Source organism: Rhodospirillaceae bacterium (assembly GCA_040219235.1).
Lineage (GTDB): Bacteria > Pseudomonadota > Alphaproteobacteria > Rhodospirillales > Rhodospirillaceae > WLXB01.
On sequence record JAVJSV010000021.1, the window covers coordinates 55,838 to 72,804 of the forward strand.

18 protein-coding genes are annotated in these 16,967 nt (G+C 54.9%); 8 read left to right on the top strand and 10 right to left on the bottom strand.

Features of this window, described 5'->3' with window-relative positions:
* Positions 1-3 precede the first annotated feature (3 nt).
* Genes RIC29_17875 through RIC29_17890 form a run of 4 tightly spaced genes read right to left on the bottom strand, consistent with a single transcriptional unit; the run spans position 4 to position 4,478 of the window.
* Complete coding sequence (locus RIC29_17875) at positions 4-1,638, bottom strand: Na/Pi symporter (GenBank protein ID MEQ8736796.1); 1,635 nt, start codon at positions 1,636-1,638, stop codon at positions 4-6.
* A gap of 38 nt (positions 1,639-1,676) precedes the next feature.
* On the bottom strand, positions 1,677-2,306 hold the full coding sequence (locus tag RIC29_17880) for a nuclear transport factor 2 family protein (protein ID MEQ8736797.1): 630 nt from the start codon (positions 2,304-2,306) through the stop codon (positions 1,677-1,679).
* Positions 2,306-2,965, bottom strand: a complete 660-nt coding sequence (locus RIC29_17885) for a hypothetical protein (GenBank protein ID MEQ8736798.1) — start codon at positions 2,963-2,965, stop codon at positions 2,306-2,308. Before RIC29_17885 ends, RIC29_17880 begins: the two co-directional genes overlap by 1 nt.
* A gap of 4 nt (positions 2,966-2,969) precedes the next feature.
* Entirely contained in the window at positions 2,970-4,478 is a 1,509-nt protein-coding gene (locus RIC29_17890) for an ABC transporter substrate-binding protein (GenBank protein MEQ8736799.1), read from the bottom strand.
* A 156-nt stretch (positions 4,479-4,634) separates the two neighbouring features.
* On the opposite strand from RIC29_17890, the gene RIC29_17895 reads away from it, so the two are divergent.
* The 5 genes from RIC29_17895 to RIC29_17915 all read left to right on the top strand — a co-directional run bounded on the left by RIC29_17895 (position 4,635) and on the right by RIC29_17915 (position 9,120).
* Positions 4,635-6,074 (top strand): amidohydrolase family protein, encoded by a 1,440-nt coding sequence (locus RIC29_17895; GenBank protein MEQ8736800.1) that lies wholly within the window; start codon positions 4,635-4,637, stop codon positions 6,072-6,074.
* Positions 6,071-7,345 (top strand): amidohydrolase family protein, encoded by a 1,275-nt coding sequence (locus RIC29_17900; GenBank protein MEQ8736801.1) that lies wholly within the window; start codon positions 6,071-6,073, stop codon positions 7,343-7,345. Before RIC29_17895 ends, RIC29_17900 begins: the two co-directional genes overlap by 4 nt.
* Positions 7,346-7,428: 83 nt before the next feature.
* The gene (locus tag RIC29_17905; GenBank protein ID MEQ8736802.1) at positions 7,429-7,629 is read left to right on the top strand and encodes a hypothetical protein; all 201 of its coding nucleotides are present in this window, start codon (positions 7,429-7,431) and stop codon (positions 7,627-7,629) included.
* A gap of 43 nt (positions 7,630-7,672) precedes the next feature.
* Positions 7,673-8,302: a hypothetical protein gene (locus RIC29_17910; protein MEQ8736803.1), complete on the top strand. Its 630-nt coding sequence runs from the start codon at positions 7,673-7,675 to the stop codon at positions 8,300-8,302.
* A gap of 86 nt (positions 8,303-8,388) precedes the next feature.
* Positions 8,389-9,120: an SDR family oxidoreductase gene (locus tag RIC29_17915; GenBank protein ID MEQ8736804.1), complete on the top strand. Its 732-nt coding sequence runs from the start codon at positions 8,389-8,391 to the stop codon at positions 9,118-9,120.
* Between the two features lie 242 nt (positions 9,121-9,362).
* Here the strand turns inward: RIC29_17915 and RIC29_17920 are convergent, their stop codons facing one another.
* The 6 genes from RIC29_17920 to RIC29_17945 form a co-directional block, all read right to left on the bottom strand.
* Positions 9,363-10,121, bottom strand: coding sequence for a glucose 1-dehydrogenase (locus RIC29_17920; protein ID MEQ8736805.1), 759 nt, complete (start codon positions 10,119-10,121; stop codon positions 9,363-9,365).
* A 35-nt stretch (positions 10,122-10,156) separates the two neighbouring features.
* A complete protein-coding gene (locus tag RIC29_17925) occupies positions 10,157-11,371 on the bottom strand; it encodes a tetratricopeptide repeat protein (protein ID MEQ8736806.1) in 1,215 nt (404 codons plus the stop codon).
* Positions 11,372-11,496: 125 nt separating this feature from the next.
* Positions 11,497-11,844 (bottom strand): hypothetical protein, encoded by a 348-nt coding sequence (locus RIC29_17930; GenBank protein MEQ8736807.1) that lies wholly within the window; start codon positions 11,842-11,844, stop codon positions 11,497-11,499.
* Entirely contained in the window at positions 11,844-12,407 is a 564-nt protein-coding gene (locus tag RIC29_17935) for a sigma-70 family RNA polymerase sigma factor (GenBank protein ID MEQ8736808.1), read from the bottom strand. Before RIC29_17935 ends, RIC29_17930 begins: the two co-directional genes overlap by 1 nt.
* A gap of 26 nt (positions 12,408-12,433) precedes the next feature.
* Positions 12,434-12,814, bottom strand: a complete 381-nt coding sequence (locus RIC29_17940; protein ID MEQ8736809.1) for a DUF6249 domain-containing protein — start codon at positions 12,812-12,814, stop codon at positions 12,434-12,436.
* Positions 12,815-12,930: 116 nt separating this feature from the next.
* Positions 12,931-13,692, bottom strand: a complete 762-nt coding sequence (locus RIC29_17945; GenBank protein MEQ8736810.1) for an SDR family oxidoreductase — start codon at positions 13,690-13,692, stop codon at positions 12,931-12,933.
* A gap of 198 nt (positions 13,693-13,890) precedes the next feature.
* Here RIC29_17945 and RIC29_17950 point away from each other — a divergent pair, with 198 nt between their 5' ends.
* The 3 genes from RIC29_17950 to RIC29_17960 are packed head-to-tail and all read left to right on the top strand — an operon-like array spanning position 13,891 to position 16,909.
* Positions 13,891-14,772 carry a hypothetical protein gene (locus tag RIC29_17950; protein MEQ8736811.1) on the top strand — a complete coding sequence of 294 codons (882 nt, stop codon included), beginning with the start codon at positions 13,891-13,893 and terminating at the stop codon, positions 14,770-14,772.
* Positions 14,773-14,827: 55 nt separating this feature from the next.
* Positions 14,828-15,709, top strand: a complete 882-nt coding sequence (locus tag RIC29_17955; protein MEQ8736812.1) for a hypothetical protein — start codon at positions 14,828-14,830, stop codon at positions 15,707-15,709.
* Positions 15,710-15,760: 51 nt separating this feature from the next.
* A complete protein-coding gene (locus RIC29_17960) occupies positions 15,761-16,909 on the top strand; it encodes an NAD(P)-dependent alcohol dehydrogenase (GenBank protein ID MEQ8736813.1) in 1,149 nt (382 codons plus the stop codon).
* Positions 16,910-16,967: the final 58 nt, after the last annotated feature.

Sequence of the window (16,967 nt, forward strand, 5' to 3'; positions counted from 1 at the left end):
TTGTTACGTCTGTGGTGATGCTGGCGTTGCCAGCGGTGCAAGACCGTTTTCCACATCTGGTGACAGGCTCGTGTCTTCTGCTTGTCTGAGGTGATGTACCGCCCGCCACACATGATAGGCGCTGCGGTGAAGCCAGCGAATGCTATCCAGCCGATCCGCCACTTGCTCCGGTTCAATATCGCCCCGCGAGGCGCGAGTAATCAGCGTATGGCGGTATGAGCGCCGCTGCGTCCTCAAGAGGGCGCGGACGCGATCCAGAGAGACTTCTGTCTGTTCATTCAGGGTGTCGTTCGACACCCTTTTTGCCACGCGCTCCAATAGCCCCGCCAGACGTTTGAGACGGTGATCGTAGCGGCGAACTCTTAGGGGATCAGAATTTTTACAGCGGACATACAACCGGTTCAGGTGGTCGATGGCATGGATCGTTGCCACATGCCGCAGATGGACAAAGCTTTGGCTGGGGTCTGTTTTGACCCGATTGAGATAGGTGCGCGTGTCATTAAGGGCACGTCGCGTTGCGTCCAGGCGTTCTTCCTCTGCATCGTCTCTTAAATGCGGGTCTAACAAATCCGCAAGAATCTGAAACAGATCCAAAGCAATAGCCTGCGCTGTTGCCGCTGCCGCATCCACGGCGGCCGAGGCGTCTGGGATTAAGCGGTCGTCTAGGCGCGTCGTCAAATGTGGGCCGCGCTCGGGCACCAATCGGGTAATCAGGTTTGCAAACGCCGTTGTAAAAGGCAGCACCAGCAGCACGCCGATGATGTTGAACAGAGAATGAAACGCCACCAGGGCGACTTGCGCATCACCACTGCCGGCGCTCAAGCTGCCGTGCACGGCAGCGGTGTAAAACCCCAACAGGATAAACGCCATAACACCGGTCATGATATTGTAAACGACATGCGCATAGCCGGTTTGGCGCATCGCCGTCGACCCACCGATGGTGGCCAGAAACGCGGTGAAGGTCGTGCCCACATCCATGCCAATCACCATGGCGGCGGCTTGGGGAAACGAAATCGTTCCGGTGGACAGTGCCACCATCGCTGTGGCAATGCCCGCGCTCGAGGATTGCGTCACCAGGGTAATGGCAATGCCAATCCCCACCAGTTGCAGGCGACCGATAAGGCTGTCGCCGGGAAAATCACTGGGCGTCACACGGCCTTCAAATACCGCCATACCTTGCTGCATGGCATCGATGCCGATGAACAGCAGGCTGAACCCAGCCAAGGCCCAGCCCGCAGACTGCGCTCGGCCCCGGCCAAACATTTTCAGCAGAACGCCCAGCAGCACGACGGGCAAAACCACCACACCCAGGTGCAGTTTGAAGCCAATCAAGGCCACCAGCCAGCCGGTCATGGTGGTGCCGATGTTGGCACCAAAAATAACGCCTAACGCTTGAGGAAAGGTCATCAGACCCGCACCGACAAAGCCGATGGCGGTGACCGTGGTCGCACTTGAAGATTGAATGACGGCTGTGGTGACGGCCCCCGCCGCCGCGCCAGAAACCGGGTTGGTCGTGAAGCGCGCGAGGGCCCGGCGTAGGGCGTTGCCCGCCAAGTCTTTCAGACCGTCGGTCAGAATCAGCATGCCCAGCAAAAACAGGCCAACGCCGCCGATCGCGAGCAAGATGTCGGTGTTCATATCCTACTATAGGGGGCGGTGTTTGGGTTTGTGCACCCCTAAAACTCAATCCCTTTTGCTTTGAGGTGTTCAATCAGCTTGGGGTCAACGTTGGCTTCGTGGGCGCGCTTGAGCTGAATCAGGGAGGCCAGGGGCGCTTCAATCCAATGGAAGAATTTCCAAGCCTCGTCCTTTTGCCGCAACAGCGCGGTCACCCGGACTTCACCACCGATGGGCTTCTGGTAAAGTTTTTCGGTGGCGAAATAAACATTCCAGTTCATCGTCCAGAAGGCCTGCACCACGCCCGGGGCGATCTCGCGCGCGGTCACGTCACGATAGGTGATCAGATGGGCGGTGGTGTCCGGGTCGGCCCCACGAAAATAACTTTCAAGGGCCGGCCAACCGCGCAGCGCGTCGATTTCTTCGGCGACATAAATCAGCCCCGGGTCTGCGGTATCCCAGAAGGGCACCATGCCGTCGGCATCGTAATCATTCCATCGCGCCACATAGTCCGAGAGCAGGCGTTCAAACGTATCCGTCATATCGGTCATTTCTGCGTTGTCCTTTTGCAAGCGAGCCTCTTGTGCGCCCGCCCGGTGCGGCGTGGCGACCAGGGTGGCGGCTGTGACGCCAGCCGTGATGCCGGCCATGTGACGGCGGGTAAGTTTGGGCATCATTGTTTTGGTCATTAGGGTTTCCAAATGCTGAGTATAACAATGCCGCCAATCAGCAGCCAAAGCCCCACCAGTATGGCGGTGCCGTAGGTATAGATATGGCGGATTTTTGCTTCCAGGGCGTCAGAAGATCCATCCCGTTTGATGACGGCCCAGGTGCGATAGAAATCGATGATCGAAAGCCGGATGCCCACACCGCAGGCCATCACCCCGGCAAACAGCATGAGTTTCCAGGCCAGCCAGAACGGCACGTTCGTTCCGTTTGCCAAGGCATATAATCCCGCAGCGGCCAATCCAACCATCACCACATACCGCAGTCCCCGGTCGAGTCTGGCGAGGGCGGCTCCGGCAGGGTCTTTGCGTTTGTGATGAATGACCTCAACAAAGAGAAGCCACAGAATTGCTATCGCGGCGGTTGCCATCGCTGTCTCTGATCCGCCAGGCACAAAGCCGTACAGTGCGGCTAAGGTAAAGCCCAGTCCCAGTTGCAGGATCAGCGCATAGCGCACATGCTGGTCCACATCCAAAACATGGTCCATCAGCTTGTTGCGCTCTTCAAAAGGCATAGAGGCCGCGCGGCAGACATAGCGGTAGCCACTGTTAATGACGAATTCTGCACCAAGCCAGTACCCCAGCACGGCAATATGAGCGACCAGCAGTGTGGGTTCCAGCATGGGGTTACTCCTTTACATCCAGCTCATGGAAGTTGATGAACGCGTGACGCGGTTGGTAGTTCAACACCCGCGCCGCAACGCCATCAACGCCGGGCATTTCCCACAGGTACAAGGAGGTTGGTTCATCATTGTAGAGCTTCACCAGCTGTTGGGTTTTGCGCCGGCGTTCTTCCAAGTCGAATTCCCGTTCCGCATCTTCAATCAACGGCACCCATTCCGGGCGGCAATGCCAGGGCGCGGCCCACAGGCAGGAATGAATGCGCAGCGGCCACAGCACGTCCAAGGACGGCAGGTTGTTGAAGTCCATGCCAAAGGCAATGCCGTTCCAGCCGCCCTGGCGGATTTTACGAATATGAACCGGGAAGGGGTAAGACTGAAATGTCACGTTGACACCCACAGCTGCCAGATCACTGGCAATTTGCAAATACCACGTGCCGTCGCCCGCCATCGCGCCGAGGGTCATATCGGCGGGCATATCGAAGCCGTCCGGATAGCCGGCTTCCGCCAGCAACGCCCGGGCTTTGTCCGGGTCGTAAGGGTAGGCTTTAACGTCCGGGTTGTAACCGAACGAGGCTTTCACCGCCGCCTGACCAGACGGCTCGGTTGCGCCGCCCAGCAGAATATCAATGATCTGCTGTTTGTTGACGGCATAGTTCAGCGCCTGGCGCACGCGCACATCGGCCAGCGGGTTATCGCCGGTGGACAGAAACGTCAGCAGTTGCACCCGGCCCGAGGGGCGGAAATTCAGCCGTGCCCCTGCGGCGTCCAGCAACGGGCCATCATCGGGTCCAATATCAAAGGCGATATCCAGCGCCCCGGTCAGTAGACCTTGCAGCCGCGTGGTGATTTCCGGCACCGCTTTGATTTCAATCCGATCCAGCAGCGGCGCGCGCCACGAGTTGGGGTTGGCCACCAGATTAATTTGCGTGGTGTCCCAGCGGGTGGCGATAAACGGCCCTGATCCCACCGGCGCTTGCGCAAAGCCTTGGCGGCCCAGGGCGGCCCAGGGGCCGGGGGCGGGAATGCGAATGCCGGAGAGTCGTCGTGGCAAAAGAATATTCGGCGCTTTGGTTTTGACCTCCAGGGTCAAGCTGTCGATGGCGCGTGCGCTGGCGACATCAATCACCGACTGGGCAACCACTTCAATCAGGCCATCGCCAGAGGCAAAATAATTCAGAGCTGCCGCTGCTGCCGCCGCATCAAACGGCTCGCCGTTTGAGAAAAAGACATCCGGACGCAAATAAAAATGCCAGGTTAGCGGATCAACGCTGTCCCATCGCTCGGCGATCCAAGGCCGCAATGTGCCCTCGAGGTCGATGACCGTGAGAGAATCAAACACCGCCAGTCCCGGCACCACAGAGGGGATGGTATAAGAGCCATAGGGGTTGCCCAGGTCTTGCGGTAAGCTCACGGTGCCGATTCGCAGCATCTTCTCCGCGCTGGCTGTGGTGGGGGCCAGAGCAGACGCCACCAGCATCAAGGTCAAAATCGTCAGGTGCAGCGCACGTTTCATGAGTAAACCAATCCTAATACCGTATCTATCCTGAAATGATTTTGCGGGGTTCTGCGCTGCAACGCAATCGCGCTTGTTTTGCCCCCCGGGGTATGGGGTAGGGTGAGGCATATCTTATGGGACGTTTGGGACGTTCAGAACACATGGGAGGGGCGCATGCGCCACATTTTATTCACGGCAGCGGCTTTGACGACAACGGCTTTGGTGGCAGCTTGGACCATGACCACCGTCACAGAGGCTGTGGCGCAAACGGAACAGTCGGCAGCCGGAAAATTGCTGGCCTCGGTCAATCGCAATCCTTATCCCAGCACCTATGTGCCACGCCCAGCGCCGGTGACCGCTTTGGTTGGCGCGACCATTCTGGATGGGGCTGGCCAGCAGATTGACAACGGCACGGTCGTCATGGCTGGCAGCAAAGTGCTCGCCATCGGGGCCAATATCGCCATTCCCGACAACGCCGTTGTGGTGGATGCAGCCGGAAAATGGGTGACCCCAGGGATTATCGATATTCATTCCCACATTGGCATCGGCCCGGTGCCGGACACGGAACAGTCAGGCGACGTGAATGAAGCCACCTCGCCCAATACCGCACAGGTCTGGACCGAGCATGCTGTATGGCCGCAAGACCCGGCCTTCGGGCGGGCCATCGCCGGCGGCATCACCACTCAGCACATTTCGGTTGGCTCTGCCAATCTGTTTGGCGGTCGCACGGTCGTGGTCAAAAACGTACCCGCCCGCACCACCCAGGGCATGAAGTTTCCGGGGGCTAAACAGGGCCTTAAAATGGCCTGCGGGGAGAATCCCAAACGCGTCTATGGCAGCAAAAGCGGTCCCAGTACCCGCATGGCCAACTTCGCAGGCTATCGCGATGGTTGGTACGATGCACTCCAGTATCAATACGATTGGGATTTGTATGACTCAAAAGTTCAACAGGGCGACCCGGCGGCCAAGCCACCCAAGCGGGATTTAAAGCTGGAAACTCTGGCCATGGCGCTGTCCGGCGACATTCTGGTGCAGATGCATTGCTACCGTGCCGATGAAATGGCGTTGGTGCTCGATATGGCCAAGGAGTTCGGCTATCACGTCACCACCTTCCATCACGCCGTGGAAGCCTACAAGATCGCCGATCTGTTGGCCGAGGCTGGTGTCTGTGGCGCGATGTGGGCCGACTGGTGGGGCTTCAAGCTCGAAAGCTTCGATGGCATTCGTGAAAACATTGCCTTGGTCGATGCGGCGGAAAATGGCTGTGCCATTGTCCATTCGGATTCCAATGTTGATATCCAACGACTCAATCAGGAAGCGGCCAAAGCCATGGCCGCCGGCAATCGCATCGGGTTGAACATCTCCAAGGCGCGCGCCTGGACCTGGCTGTCGCTCAATCCGGCTAAGGCGCTGGAGCTTGACGATCAAACCGGATCTTTGGAACCAGGCAAAATGGCCGACGTGGTGCTGTGGAATGGTGACCCGTTCTCGGTCTACACCCAGGCGGAGCAGGTCTATATTGATGGCGCGCTGACTTATGATCGTGATGATCCGTCCAAGCAGTTTTTGTCGGACTTTGAAGTGGGGTACGTCGAGCAGGGAGACCTGAAATGAGAGCGCTTCTTTTCGGGGCAGCAGTTCTGGTGTTGTCTCACCCGGCTGCGGCAGACGTGACCGCCATCATCAACGGCACCGTGCACACCATGACCGATGCCGGCGTGCTTGAAAACGCCATCGTGTTGATCGATGACGATGAAATCGTCGCGGTCGGCAGCGCTGTTGAAATTCCGGACGGCGCAACCATAATCGATGCCGCTGGCCGCCCGGTCACGCCCGGTCTGATGAACGTGGTCACCAAAATCGGTTTGCTGGAAGTTGGGCAAGTCGATGCCGCGGAGGACTATGGTTTATCCGGTGCACCGTTCACCGCGGCCTTTAATGTTGCCGCTGGACTCAATCCGGACTCAGTATTGATTCCCATCACACGTTTGGATGGCATTACCCGGGCGGTCACAGTCCCATCCGGGTGGGGCGCCGTCTTCGATGGTCTTGGAGCCGTCGTTCATCTTGGCATCGACGACGACATTGTCGAAGAAGATGAAGCGGCGTTGTACACGTCCTTTGGCGGTCGTTCTGCCAGCGTTATGGGCGGTGCACGTGGCGCACTTGATGTGTTTTTGCGCCAAGCGTTTGAGGATGCCTTGCACTTTGATAAAAACCGTCGCGACTTTGAAAAGAACCGAACCCGTGAGTACGTCCTGCATCATCTGGACCTTGAAGCGCTGTTGCTCGTCTTGAGCGGCGAGATTCCCATGGTGGTGGACGTCAATCGCGCCGCTGACATGCGCGTGCTGATGGATCTCGCGGACGACTATGACATTCGCATGATTTTCACCAGCGCAAGGGAAGCCTGGAAAGTGGCTGAGGATCTGGCCGATGAAGAGATCACGGTAATCATTGATCCGTCCAACAACCTGCCGACCACTTTCGATAACATCTACGCCACCAAAGACAACGCACGGCTGTTGCACGAGGCCGGGGTGAAATTTGCCATCGCGACCATTTCGTTCAACGATCTTAATAACCCGCGCAACATCACTCAGCTGGCCGGAATCGCTGTCGCCAATGGTTTGCCCTATGACGCCGCGCTTAAAGCCATCACCCGCAATCCCGCGGAGATGTTTGATGTCGATGATGACTACGGCACGCTGGCGCCGGGTATGGACGCCGATGTGGTGGTGTGGGAGGGCGATCCGCTGGAACTCGTCACCCTCCCAACACATGTCTTCATCAAAGGCGATCTGATGCCGCAGGACAACCGCCAGCTCCGCCTGCGCGACCGCTACAAAAACCTCAGCAATCCAACGCCCATGCAGTATCGGTAAGGGGCGTACGTAACGCCCCTCCTGTCGAATTTCGCCTTGCGGAGAAGGAAGCTGCTGAACTAAATCTTACGTGGGTAAAAGCTTTGTCAGCTAAAGGTGAGCGTGTTGCTTTGAATACCTTGCGCGATAGATTAGGACTAGAAGAAGATATCTGCAAAAAGCTAGATATGTTCAATTGTTCAGGTTTTATGTCTCTTCACTTAACTCCATTAGGTAAGGTCATAGCAATCTCAAGTTTGCAGGCAAATGATCAAATAAATGGAAGTATGGACGAGTTGCTGTGATTTTAAATTCGCTTAAATCACTAGACGTTTATCGAACTTAGCTATGGCCGCTCGTAGTCAGATTATCAGAGATCGTTTGCTGAGCATTCTCCAGTCGCGGCAACATGATTATTCGATTGAATATAGCCGTGAGCAAGCCAAAATGATCGCTAAACACGATGGCTGGCTGTCTAACAGTAGGCGTGGAGTTTGGGCTGGTATGCTAGCACTTACAGAATTTCGAACGTCTATTTTAGTTGTGGGTCGTGCATATCTCAAAAAGTGTAGCCTTTCTAGGGTATGCCCAGCAGATCACATTGATATTGTTGAAGAAGTTATCGCTCACCATGTCGAGCGCATAGAGAGCATATTTATAACTAGTATCAATTCAGGTGCATCTTATGGGCATGTAAGTGGACATAAAAAAGTGTTCTGGAACGTTACCGGGCAGTTTAAGGAGCATGAGCTGCCAGCTTCCTTAAGTGAACTGCAGCGAGGGTTTGTTGATGACGAACTAATTTATGAGCACAAACCGATGATATTGCGTGTTTGGGAAACTTGGCTAAGGTCCACTATCTTAAAAGTGCTAGTGGGTGTTTTTCTTGGCGTCGCCGGTCTGTATTTAGCTCAGAACTTTAAAATCGGCATTAACAATACAATCGGTATTGAAGAACGTAATGGAAAATCGAATTGATGCCGCAGGACAATCGCCAACACCGCCTGCACGACCGCTACAAACACCTCAGCGACCCAGTGCCCATGCAGTTTAGGTAAGAACTTATGACGTCTCATTCACGCTTTGATGGCCAGTCTGCCATTGTTATCGGCGGGTCCAGCGGAATCGGTTTGGCCACGGCCCGGGGGCTGCTGGCCGAGGGGGCAACGGTGACCATTGCCGGGCGCTCACAGGAGCGCCTCACTGCGGCACAGGCTGATCTGGGTGCCGAGGTTTCGACAGTGGTTTTGGATTGTGCCGATGACGCCGCCGTCGCGGCTTTCTTTAACGGCCTCTCCCGCGTTGATCATCTGGTTGTGACCCTGGCGGGTGGTGCGTCTTTGGGGCCATTTACCGACGTGCCCGTCCAAGGCTTTCGCGATACCTTCGAGGGCAAGTTCTGGCCATATCTCAGCGCCATGCATCATGGGGCCAAGGTGCTGAGCGCACACGGCACACTCACCATTGTCACCGGGGCGTCGGCCATTGCGGCGGTGCCGACCGCATCGGCACTAGGTGCGGTCAATGGCGCGTTGGAAGGCATGATCAAAACCCTGGCCGTTGAACTGGCCCCGCGCCGCGTCAACGCGGTTTCGCCGGGTCTCACAGATACGGCCGCCTGGAGCCGCATTCCCGATGACATTCGCGAGGGTATGTATGCGCAGTCTGCGGCTGAAACGCCGGCGGGACGCATTGGTCAGCCGGAAGATGTCGCCGAAGCCGTGATGGCGTGCATGGCAAATGGGTTTCTCACCGGTCTTGTGTTGCCCTGTGACGGTGGCAAGCGTCTTACGTAAGGTCTAGTTTTTTTGAGCAGAGGATGTCCGGTTTCGTGCATGGGCTCGTTCCAAGGGGGCGTGCCGCAGCGCTTCCATGGGCTCGTTCCTGCACTCATACGTCCATGGGCTCGTTTGAACGCAACCAGTCGTGCATGGGCTCGTTCCACCGTCGAGCCCACAAACAATAATTCTCGTTCCACCGTCGAGCCCACAAACAATAATTCTCGTTCCACCGTCGAGCCCACAAACAGCGGATTTTCTTAAATCGTGCCGCCGCCATCGACGCGCAGTTGAGTGCCTGTCATAAAGCGGCTTTCATCGCTGGCGAGGAAGACAGCCGCATCTGCAACCTCTGCTGCCGTGCCCATGCGCCCCATGGGATAGCGCGCATTCACTGAGGCCACAAACGCCTCTTGAGATTGATCTGCGGTGCGATTTTTGTAAATCATTTGCGTATCAATTGCGCCGGGCAGAATGACATTACAGCGAATGCCATAGCCTTGTTCCGCACAATGCAACGCGACGGTTTTTGTCAGATTCACAATCGCGGCTTTAGATGCTGAGTAGGCTGTTGTCGGCGAGCGCGGACGCACCGCCGCCTGTGAAGCCATATTGATAATCACGCCGCCGCCGGTTTCCTTCATGGCTTTAACAGCCGCCTGACAGCCTAGAAACGTGCTGGTCGCATTCACGTCTTGAATGCGTTGCCATTGTGCTAGCGAGGTGTTTTCGATGTTACCGGTTTCCAGAGTACCGGCGTTATTGACCAGGATATCCAGACGTTTAAGCCGGACCAGAAGCGTTTCTATTACAGCCTGCCAGTCATTTTCCTGGGTAACGTCCATGTGTTCAAAAAAGGTCTGATCACCCAGCTCAGTCGCCAGTGCTGAGCCTAGATCCTGATTGATATCAGACACGCAAACCACAGCGCCTTCAGCCACAAACCGCTGTGCGATTTCAGCGCCGATATCACCCGCTGCGCCGGTCACCAGCGCTATTTTTCCATCCAGCCGTTTCATGTCAATGCGCCCATGGCTAATCTTTCCCTGCACGATCATCCAGAGGATCTGCTTGGCCCACCGGCAAAGGCTTCTACAGCGTTGAACCCGGCGTCATTGACCACGATGTAAGCATAATCAACCGCGGGAAACTCTTGCGCACACGCGCTAAACAGCGCCGTCCACCACTCCGCAGATTCCAGCGTGCAATGAGCATTCTCGCCGTTCGGCAGATGTTTGCCCGCCGGGTATGTGGCGATTGTAGCAAACACAGCTTTGTCGGCATGCTCGAAGAGTTCACGCACAATCCACGGCAGGTCGAGGCGGTCACAGTGTTCTAAGACATCTGTGCAGATCACCGCATCATATTTTTGACCCACCGCAGATGAAGTTTCGGGCCGGCCTGCATCGTACACTTTGACCGAGTCCACGCCGAGATAAGCGCTCATGTCGTTATAGGCAGCGTCTGACTTATCGCGTATGTCTTTCAGTGTGTATTGCTGACCCTTGCCGCCACCGTAATCCAGCACGGTTTGATAGTCTTTGTCTTTAAACAGATCTCGGATATAGGGGGCGACCCGCAGAAAGGTCATAATGCCAGCAAACGTGAGATCGCCATCATCCGTATTTTCGCTGTGCATCAGCTCATATTGTTGGGAAAGCTCAGCATAGCGAGGACTAGGCTGGTTTCGGCTGAACATCGGAGCGTTCGCCTCGTTGCGTGGAGGAAAAACAGACGTGTACTCCAGCGGCCTTACGGCAGCCAACCGGTCATAAACGGCTAAACTTTGAACTACATGTCCTGTCAGTGACAGGGCTGTAGATAGCACTTGCAGCATACTTGAGTTTTCAGGGTGTTTGGAGAGCACTTTTTCAGCGTTTTCTCGTGCGCGGTCCCACTCCAGGTTTCTGGCATAGGCGACCGCTAAATCGTGCAATGCTCCCACATGGTTTGGCAGACGGCTGACCAATTTCTCAAAATACGCAACGGCGTTGTGTGTGTCGTTTAAGTGCAGCAACAGAGCCCCCATGGCCGCAATCACGGCCGGCGAGTCCGGATATTTTAAGATGGCCGCGTTAAGCGTGTCCCGTGCTTCTTGAGGCCGACCCTGCGTGTTCAAGAGCGCGGCCAAGCCGAGGTAGATGTTTTTATGTTCAATGCCCGTTGCCAGGGCCGTTCGGTAGGTTTTCTCCGCGCCGTGAATATCTCCGGATTTCTGTAACTCAGATGCACGGCGTAAAAAATCGCTGGGGTCTTGGGGAGTGTTCATCAAGGGGGCTCTATAAGACAGTCAAAACTTAAACCATAGAAGCCTGTTTACCGTATTTTGAAAGTCTATGACACCATCCAGCTTTATACGGGTGTTGCGCTGTTGCTTGAGCGTTATCTTAAGTCCTAGGCGTCCTCGGCAATCATCCACATAAAAAACACGGCAATGAGGATGCCTGTTGCCGCAATGGTGGTCTGTGAGCTGCTCAACCAGTCCGGTATCTTCATGATCTCGAAATTGGGTGAGGGCACAGCAAGTGCCAGCCCAGAAATCTGCCATAGGGTGATCAATGCCGCAGCTGTACCCGTCGTGAACAGGATCAGAAGTCTTAAGCGTGCGCGTCTTCGCAGCCGGTTTGTGATGCGCTCAACGAAAGCGGCGTCGATTAACGGCCCCGATGCGGATGCAAACAGATTGGTTAACCAACGGTCGTTTTCATAGCTCTGCTCTGCGTCAATGTCTTGCTGCGACATTATTTTAATCCTTGTGTGTGATCGTCTTCCGGATCTTGAGTATGCCCCAAGAGTTGCTTCAGCTTTTCCCGCCCCCGGTTGGCATGAGACTTTACTGTGCCAAGCGGTAAACCCGTTGCTTCAGAGACTTCGCGATGACTCATACCCTCGCCAAAACACAATACGATGACGCTGCGCTCATCCGGTTTCAATGTGGCCAAAGCTTTGTCTAAATCCATCATTTCGGCGATCGGTTGACGGCTGGTGTGTTGTTCCTCTGAACCCAGTTCCGCCAATGCCGTCCGCACCGTCCCCTCCTTGCGTTTGGCTTGAAGAAACTGAGTCGTTGCAATGCGCGATAGCCACGGGCCGAAAGAACCCGGCCCACGATACGTGGAGAGTTTGTCGAAGGCCTTCAGAAACGTGTCTTGCGCTAAATCGTCTGACTGAGATCGATCGCCAGCGGTGAGTCGCAACAGCGTCCGCCTGACGCGGTCCTGATATCGTGCGATCAAAACACCATAAGCCTGCATGTCCCCAACGGCGAGAACGTGGACGATGAGATCTTCGTCTAACTGAGACATGAGCCGGGCTAATCCGTGCTCCGGTTTTATTCATCCTGGCTTGCACGGGAGAACTTCCACAGCAGCAAGTAGGCCGCCCCGACAAGAAACGGGAAGGTGGAAATCACCATAAAGAAGGCTGCTCCGCCTTCGTCACGCCCTATCAAAGCGGCGATGATCCCGCACACAAACAAAGCCAACCCGAATGACAAGAGAATAACACCGCGACGGAGGTCGGAATTCTTTGGTGCCGCTGGCTCGCCGAGGGCCTGGATCAACTCCGGAGTCAGTGGGGAGCCCTGGGCCAGTGCTGTTCGAATGGTTTCTTGCACTTGTGCCCGAGTGCGATGGCGGTAGTGCAGAAAAAAAACACCAAAAAAGACAGCGCAAATAATCAGAAAAACTGGGACGATTTGGTCCGGACCCATAAGCTTAACTCCTCGTTCTATATCTTGCCCCTCAAGGGTGCCCTTAAGGTGAAATTACTTGATTATAGATGAGATGCGCTGCCGTCCTCGAATGGATGCAAAAAAGCCTGAAAAAATCAGCCAGCGCCAGCCCCGCCGTCAATATTGAACTCCACACCCGTGATGTATTTTCCAGCTTCTGAGCACAAATAAACCACGGGATCGCCCACATGATGAGGCTCGCCGGTTTCTCCCCAGGGAATACGCGCGGCCACCATTGGTTTCTTTTTCTCTGCATCGGGTCCAAGCACATCAGGCACACCGGCGGTCCAGATCATGCCAGGGTGTATGGAATTGACCCGAATGTTGACCCCAGCTCCTTCAATCGCCCCGGCGCGGGTCAGCCCAAGTTGGGCACCTTTAATCGCGCCATAAGCTGTGCTGCGTGGGTTTGCTTTTTGACCGACGATAGAACTCATGTTGAGGATGACTCCGCCACCTGCGTTAACCATATGAGGCCATGCGTATTTCATCCCCAGAAAAGGACCATCCAGATCAACCAGCCGCAAAAATATCAGATCATCCCGTGTTAACTCTTCCACAGGCTTAACGACGGCTTCACCTGCATTATTGACCAGGAAGTCAAGGCGGCCATAGGTTTCTAGTGTTGTCTTGATCACACGTTGCCAGTCTTCTTCAAGCGTAACATCCTGGCGCACATAAAGGGCATCGCCCCCGGCGTCCCTAATCAGCTGTTCTGTTTCCTTACCGCCAGGTTCTTTGCGGCCTGTGACCACGACTTTAGCTCCGGCCATGGCAAGGCTCATGGCGCAGGCCCGCCCAATGCTGGCTGCGGTTGTTCCGGTTACGATTGCGACTTTTCCGTCTAATGCGCCCACGATTCGCCCCTCTGTCGTCCTAGCTATAACCTCTGTAGTCCTAGCTATAAAATGTTCTAACTATTAGCATGACACTGATGAGGCTAAGCTAAAGGCTGCCGTGCTCATTTGGTCACTGGTCGGCTATCGCCGCTTGAAACCGCTTTTGTAACGCTGAGGCCGGTACAACAGAATGTCATCCCATAGAGGAGACGAGACATGGTTAGCAGGCGACACGCACTTTCCGCTGCAGCGGGGGCAACAGGCGCTCTCATCAGCGGCCAAACTGCCCAAGCTCAGACTCTGACATCTTTAAGTTCACCGATCAGTCAAACCACATCCGAATTTATTTATTTCGATGATCCAGCAGAAGAGTTCCGTGCTCAGTTTCGCATGGGACGGGATTTGGTCGAGGACCAGGGTTCAACCCTAACCTGGTATCATTGGATGGTTTTTATTATTCCAGGCGGTCGTCGACCCGAACCTCTAATGCGCTATGAGGGTATTGAATACAGTTACTTCCGGAATCTGGGCGATAATAATTATCGTATTCATGCTCACAATGTTTCGTTTGCGCGTGATCTGAAAACCAACCAGTTTACAGACCGTGTCACCAATCCGATCACTGGCGAGCAAGTGGACGTTCCGGTTTCACTTTTGCTCCATGATCCTGGGACGGTCGGAAATCCAATCGGTTTTCGTAACCTGAGTGGAGACGGTAATTACCAGAAGGTGTACCGTCAGTTCCGCATCGAAGACAATCTTATTAAGCTCGACAGTGTGCGCAGTGCTCCACCCGATTGGCCCGCAACGCATATCGAAAATTCTTGCAGTTGGGTCGATATGGATCTCTATGCCAATGAGACCATTACCTCTCTGCCGGTTCATTTCTGCGGGCATTACGCCTTTGAATATTATTCTTGGCTGAATATGCCAGAGGAATACAAACACGGACATTTGACGGGGTTTTGGGATGGTAAAAAAGTAAACTCCCCCGCCGAATTGCCACGAGAATTTCTGGATCGCATGGAGCGCGAATACCCCGAGTTATTGGAACCGCGCTGGAACGAATTTGATAGCCCTGTGCCCTTCGAATTATAGAGAAAGTGCTGCAACACCTTGTTTTGGTGTCCACCCATTTGAGGAGAATAAAACTATGGTCAGTCGTCGAGAGATTTTAGCAGGTACAGCTGGCGCAACGGGGGCTCTTTTAGCGGGGAAGCCGTCTATGGCGCAAACTGTTAAATCGGTAAGCCCACCGGTCGCGCAAAGTGTGTCCGAGTTTCTTCAATTTGATGATCCTGTTGAAGAATTTCGCGCACACATGCGTATCGAACGAGACTTGGTTGAGGAGCAGGGCAGCACACTGACGTGGTATCACTGGATGGTCTTTGTCATTCCGGGCGGTCGCCGTCCAGAACCGCTAATGCGCTACGAGGGTATTGAATACAGTTACTTCCGCAACCTGGGGAATAACAATTACCGCATTCATGCCCATAATGTGTCATTCCCGCGCGACCTTAAGACAAACAAATTCACAGATACGGTTGTGAATCCGATCACAGGCGAAACCATAGAAGCCCCTGTGTCACTGCTTCTGACTGACCCTGGCACGATTGCCAGTCCCATCGGGTTTCGCAACATCAGCGGTGACGGTACCGCGCAAGAAGTCTATCGGCAGTTCCGCACAGAAGACAATCTCATCAAGCTGGATAGCGTACGTAGTGCGCCGCCGAACTGGCCAGCAACTCATATCGAGAATTCATGTCAGTGGGTCGAGTTTGACCTGTTTGCCAATGAGACGATTACCTCTCTACCGGTTCATTTCTGCGGTCACTATGCGTTTGAATACTATTCCTGGCTGAACATGCCGAAAGAGTATGAACACGGGCATCTATCAGGGTTCTGGGATGGAAAAAAGATCAACGGTCCAGCTGAACTGCCGCGTGAAATTCTAGATCGCATGGAGCGCGAATACCCCGAGTTGCTGCAGCCGCGCTGGGATGATTTCGACAGCCCAGTGCCTTTCGAAATCTAACACCAACATTTGGTAAATGGATTAAAACTCAAGCCCCCAATGGAGATTTAAATGGTGAGTCGTAGAGATGTTTTAGGCGTTGCTGTTGGTGTGACCGGAACAGCCCTGGGAACGGGCAAAGCCGCAGCTCTGTCTGGCGCTGGGGAACAACTCGCTCAGGCCACTGGCGAGACTTATCGCGCTTTTGAGATCGGTGAACAAAAGGGGCCTGATACATTACGGCTGGTTGAACGTCCGGTCCCAACGCCAGCTCGGGGTCAGGCGCTGATCAAAGTGACGGCGACCTCCATCAATGCCCGTGACCATGGCTTAATCTCTAACCTTTTTCCCTTCCCTCCCGGCCGCCGCCCAGACACACGCATCCCCATCAGCGAGGGCGCGGGTGTCGTTGTCGCCGTTGGTGAGGATGTAACCGGCGTGAAGCCTGGGGACCGTGTTACGGCAAGCCATTTTTCGTCCTGGGTTAAAGGGCCGTGGGACCCTGAGCAGTCTTACATTGGGGATGTCGGCAACAACATTGATGGCTGGCTGGCCGAGATGGCGCTGCTTCCTGCCCATGCTTTGGTCAAGTTGCCCGAAGGTGTATCAGAAGAAACCGCAGCAACTTTTGTTTCATCAGGAGTGACGGCATGGCATGCCCTCTATGAAGTCGCACGCGTGAAACCTGGTGATATCGTTTTGTCTTTGGGCACCGGCGGTGTTTCATCCTTCGGAGTTCAACTGGCGAAATCGAGTGGGGCAAAGGTGGTGGTAACCTCCTCCAGTGATGAAAAGCTGGAAGAAATGAAAGCGTTTGGCGCAGACATCGGTATCAACTATCGCGCCACGCCAGAGTGGGGTAAGGCGGTTCTGGACGCCACGGATGGGCATGGCGCAGATATTGTGTTGGAGAATGTGGGTCGTAGAACGCTTGATCAATCGCTCACCGGAACCGCTGTGAATGGCTATGTTGTGATGATCGGGACCGATCGTTTGCCCGAGCAACTGCCCAAGATGCCGGGCTTTTACATGAAGAACATCACTATGAAGGCGATCAGCAACGCCAGTGTCGCAATGCTCAATGATATGGTGCAAGCCTATGCGGTGAGTGGCCTGAAGCCAGCCATCACCAAGCGATTTAAGTTTGAAGATGCCATTGAGGCCTTCGAGTTTCAGCGGCAACACGATGGCATTGGTAAGGTGATTATTGATCACACTTAAAGGAGAGAGGGCTCGTTATCTGCGTCCCTAACTGAGTGGCCTTATGCTAACTGAGGTG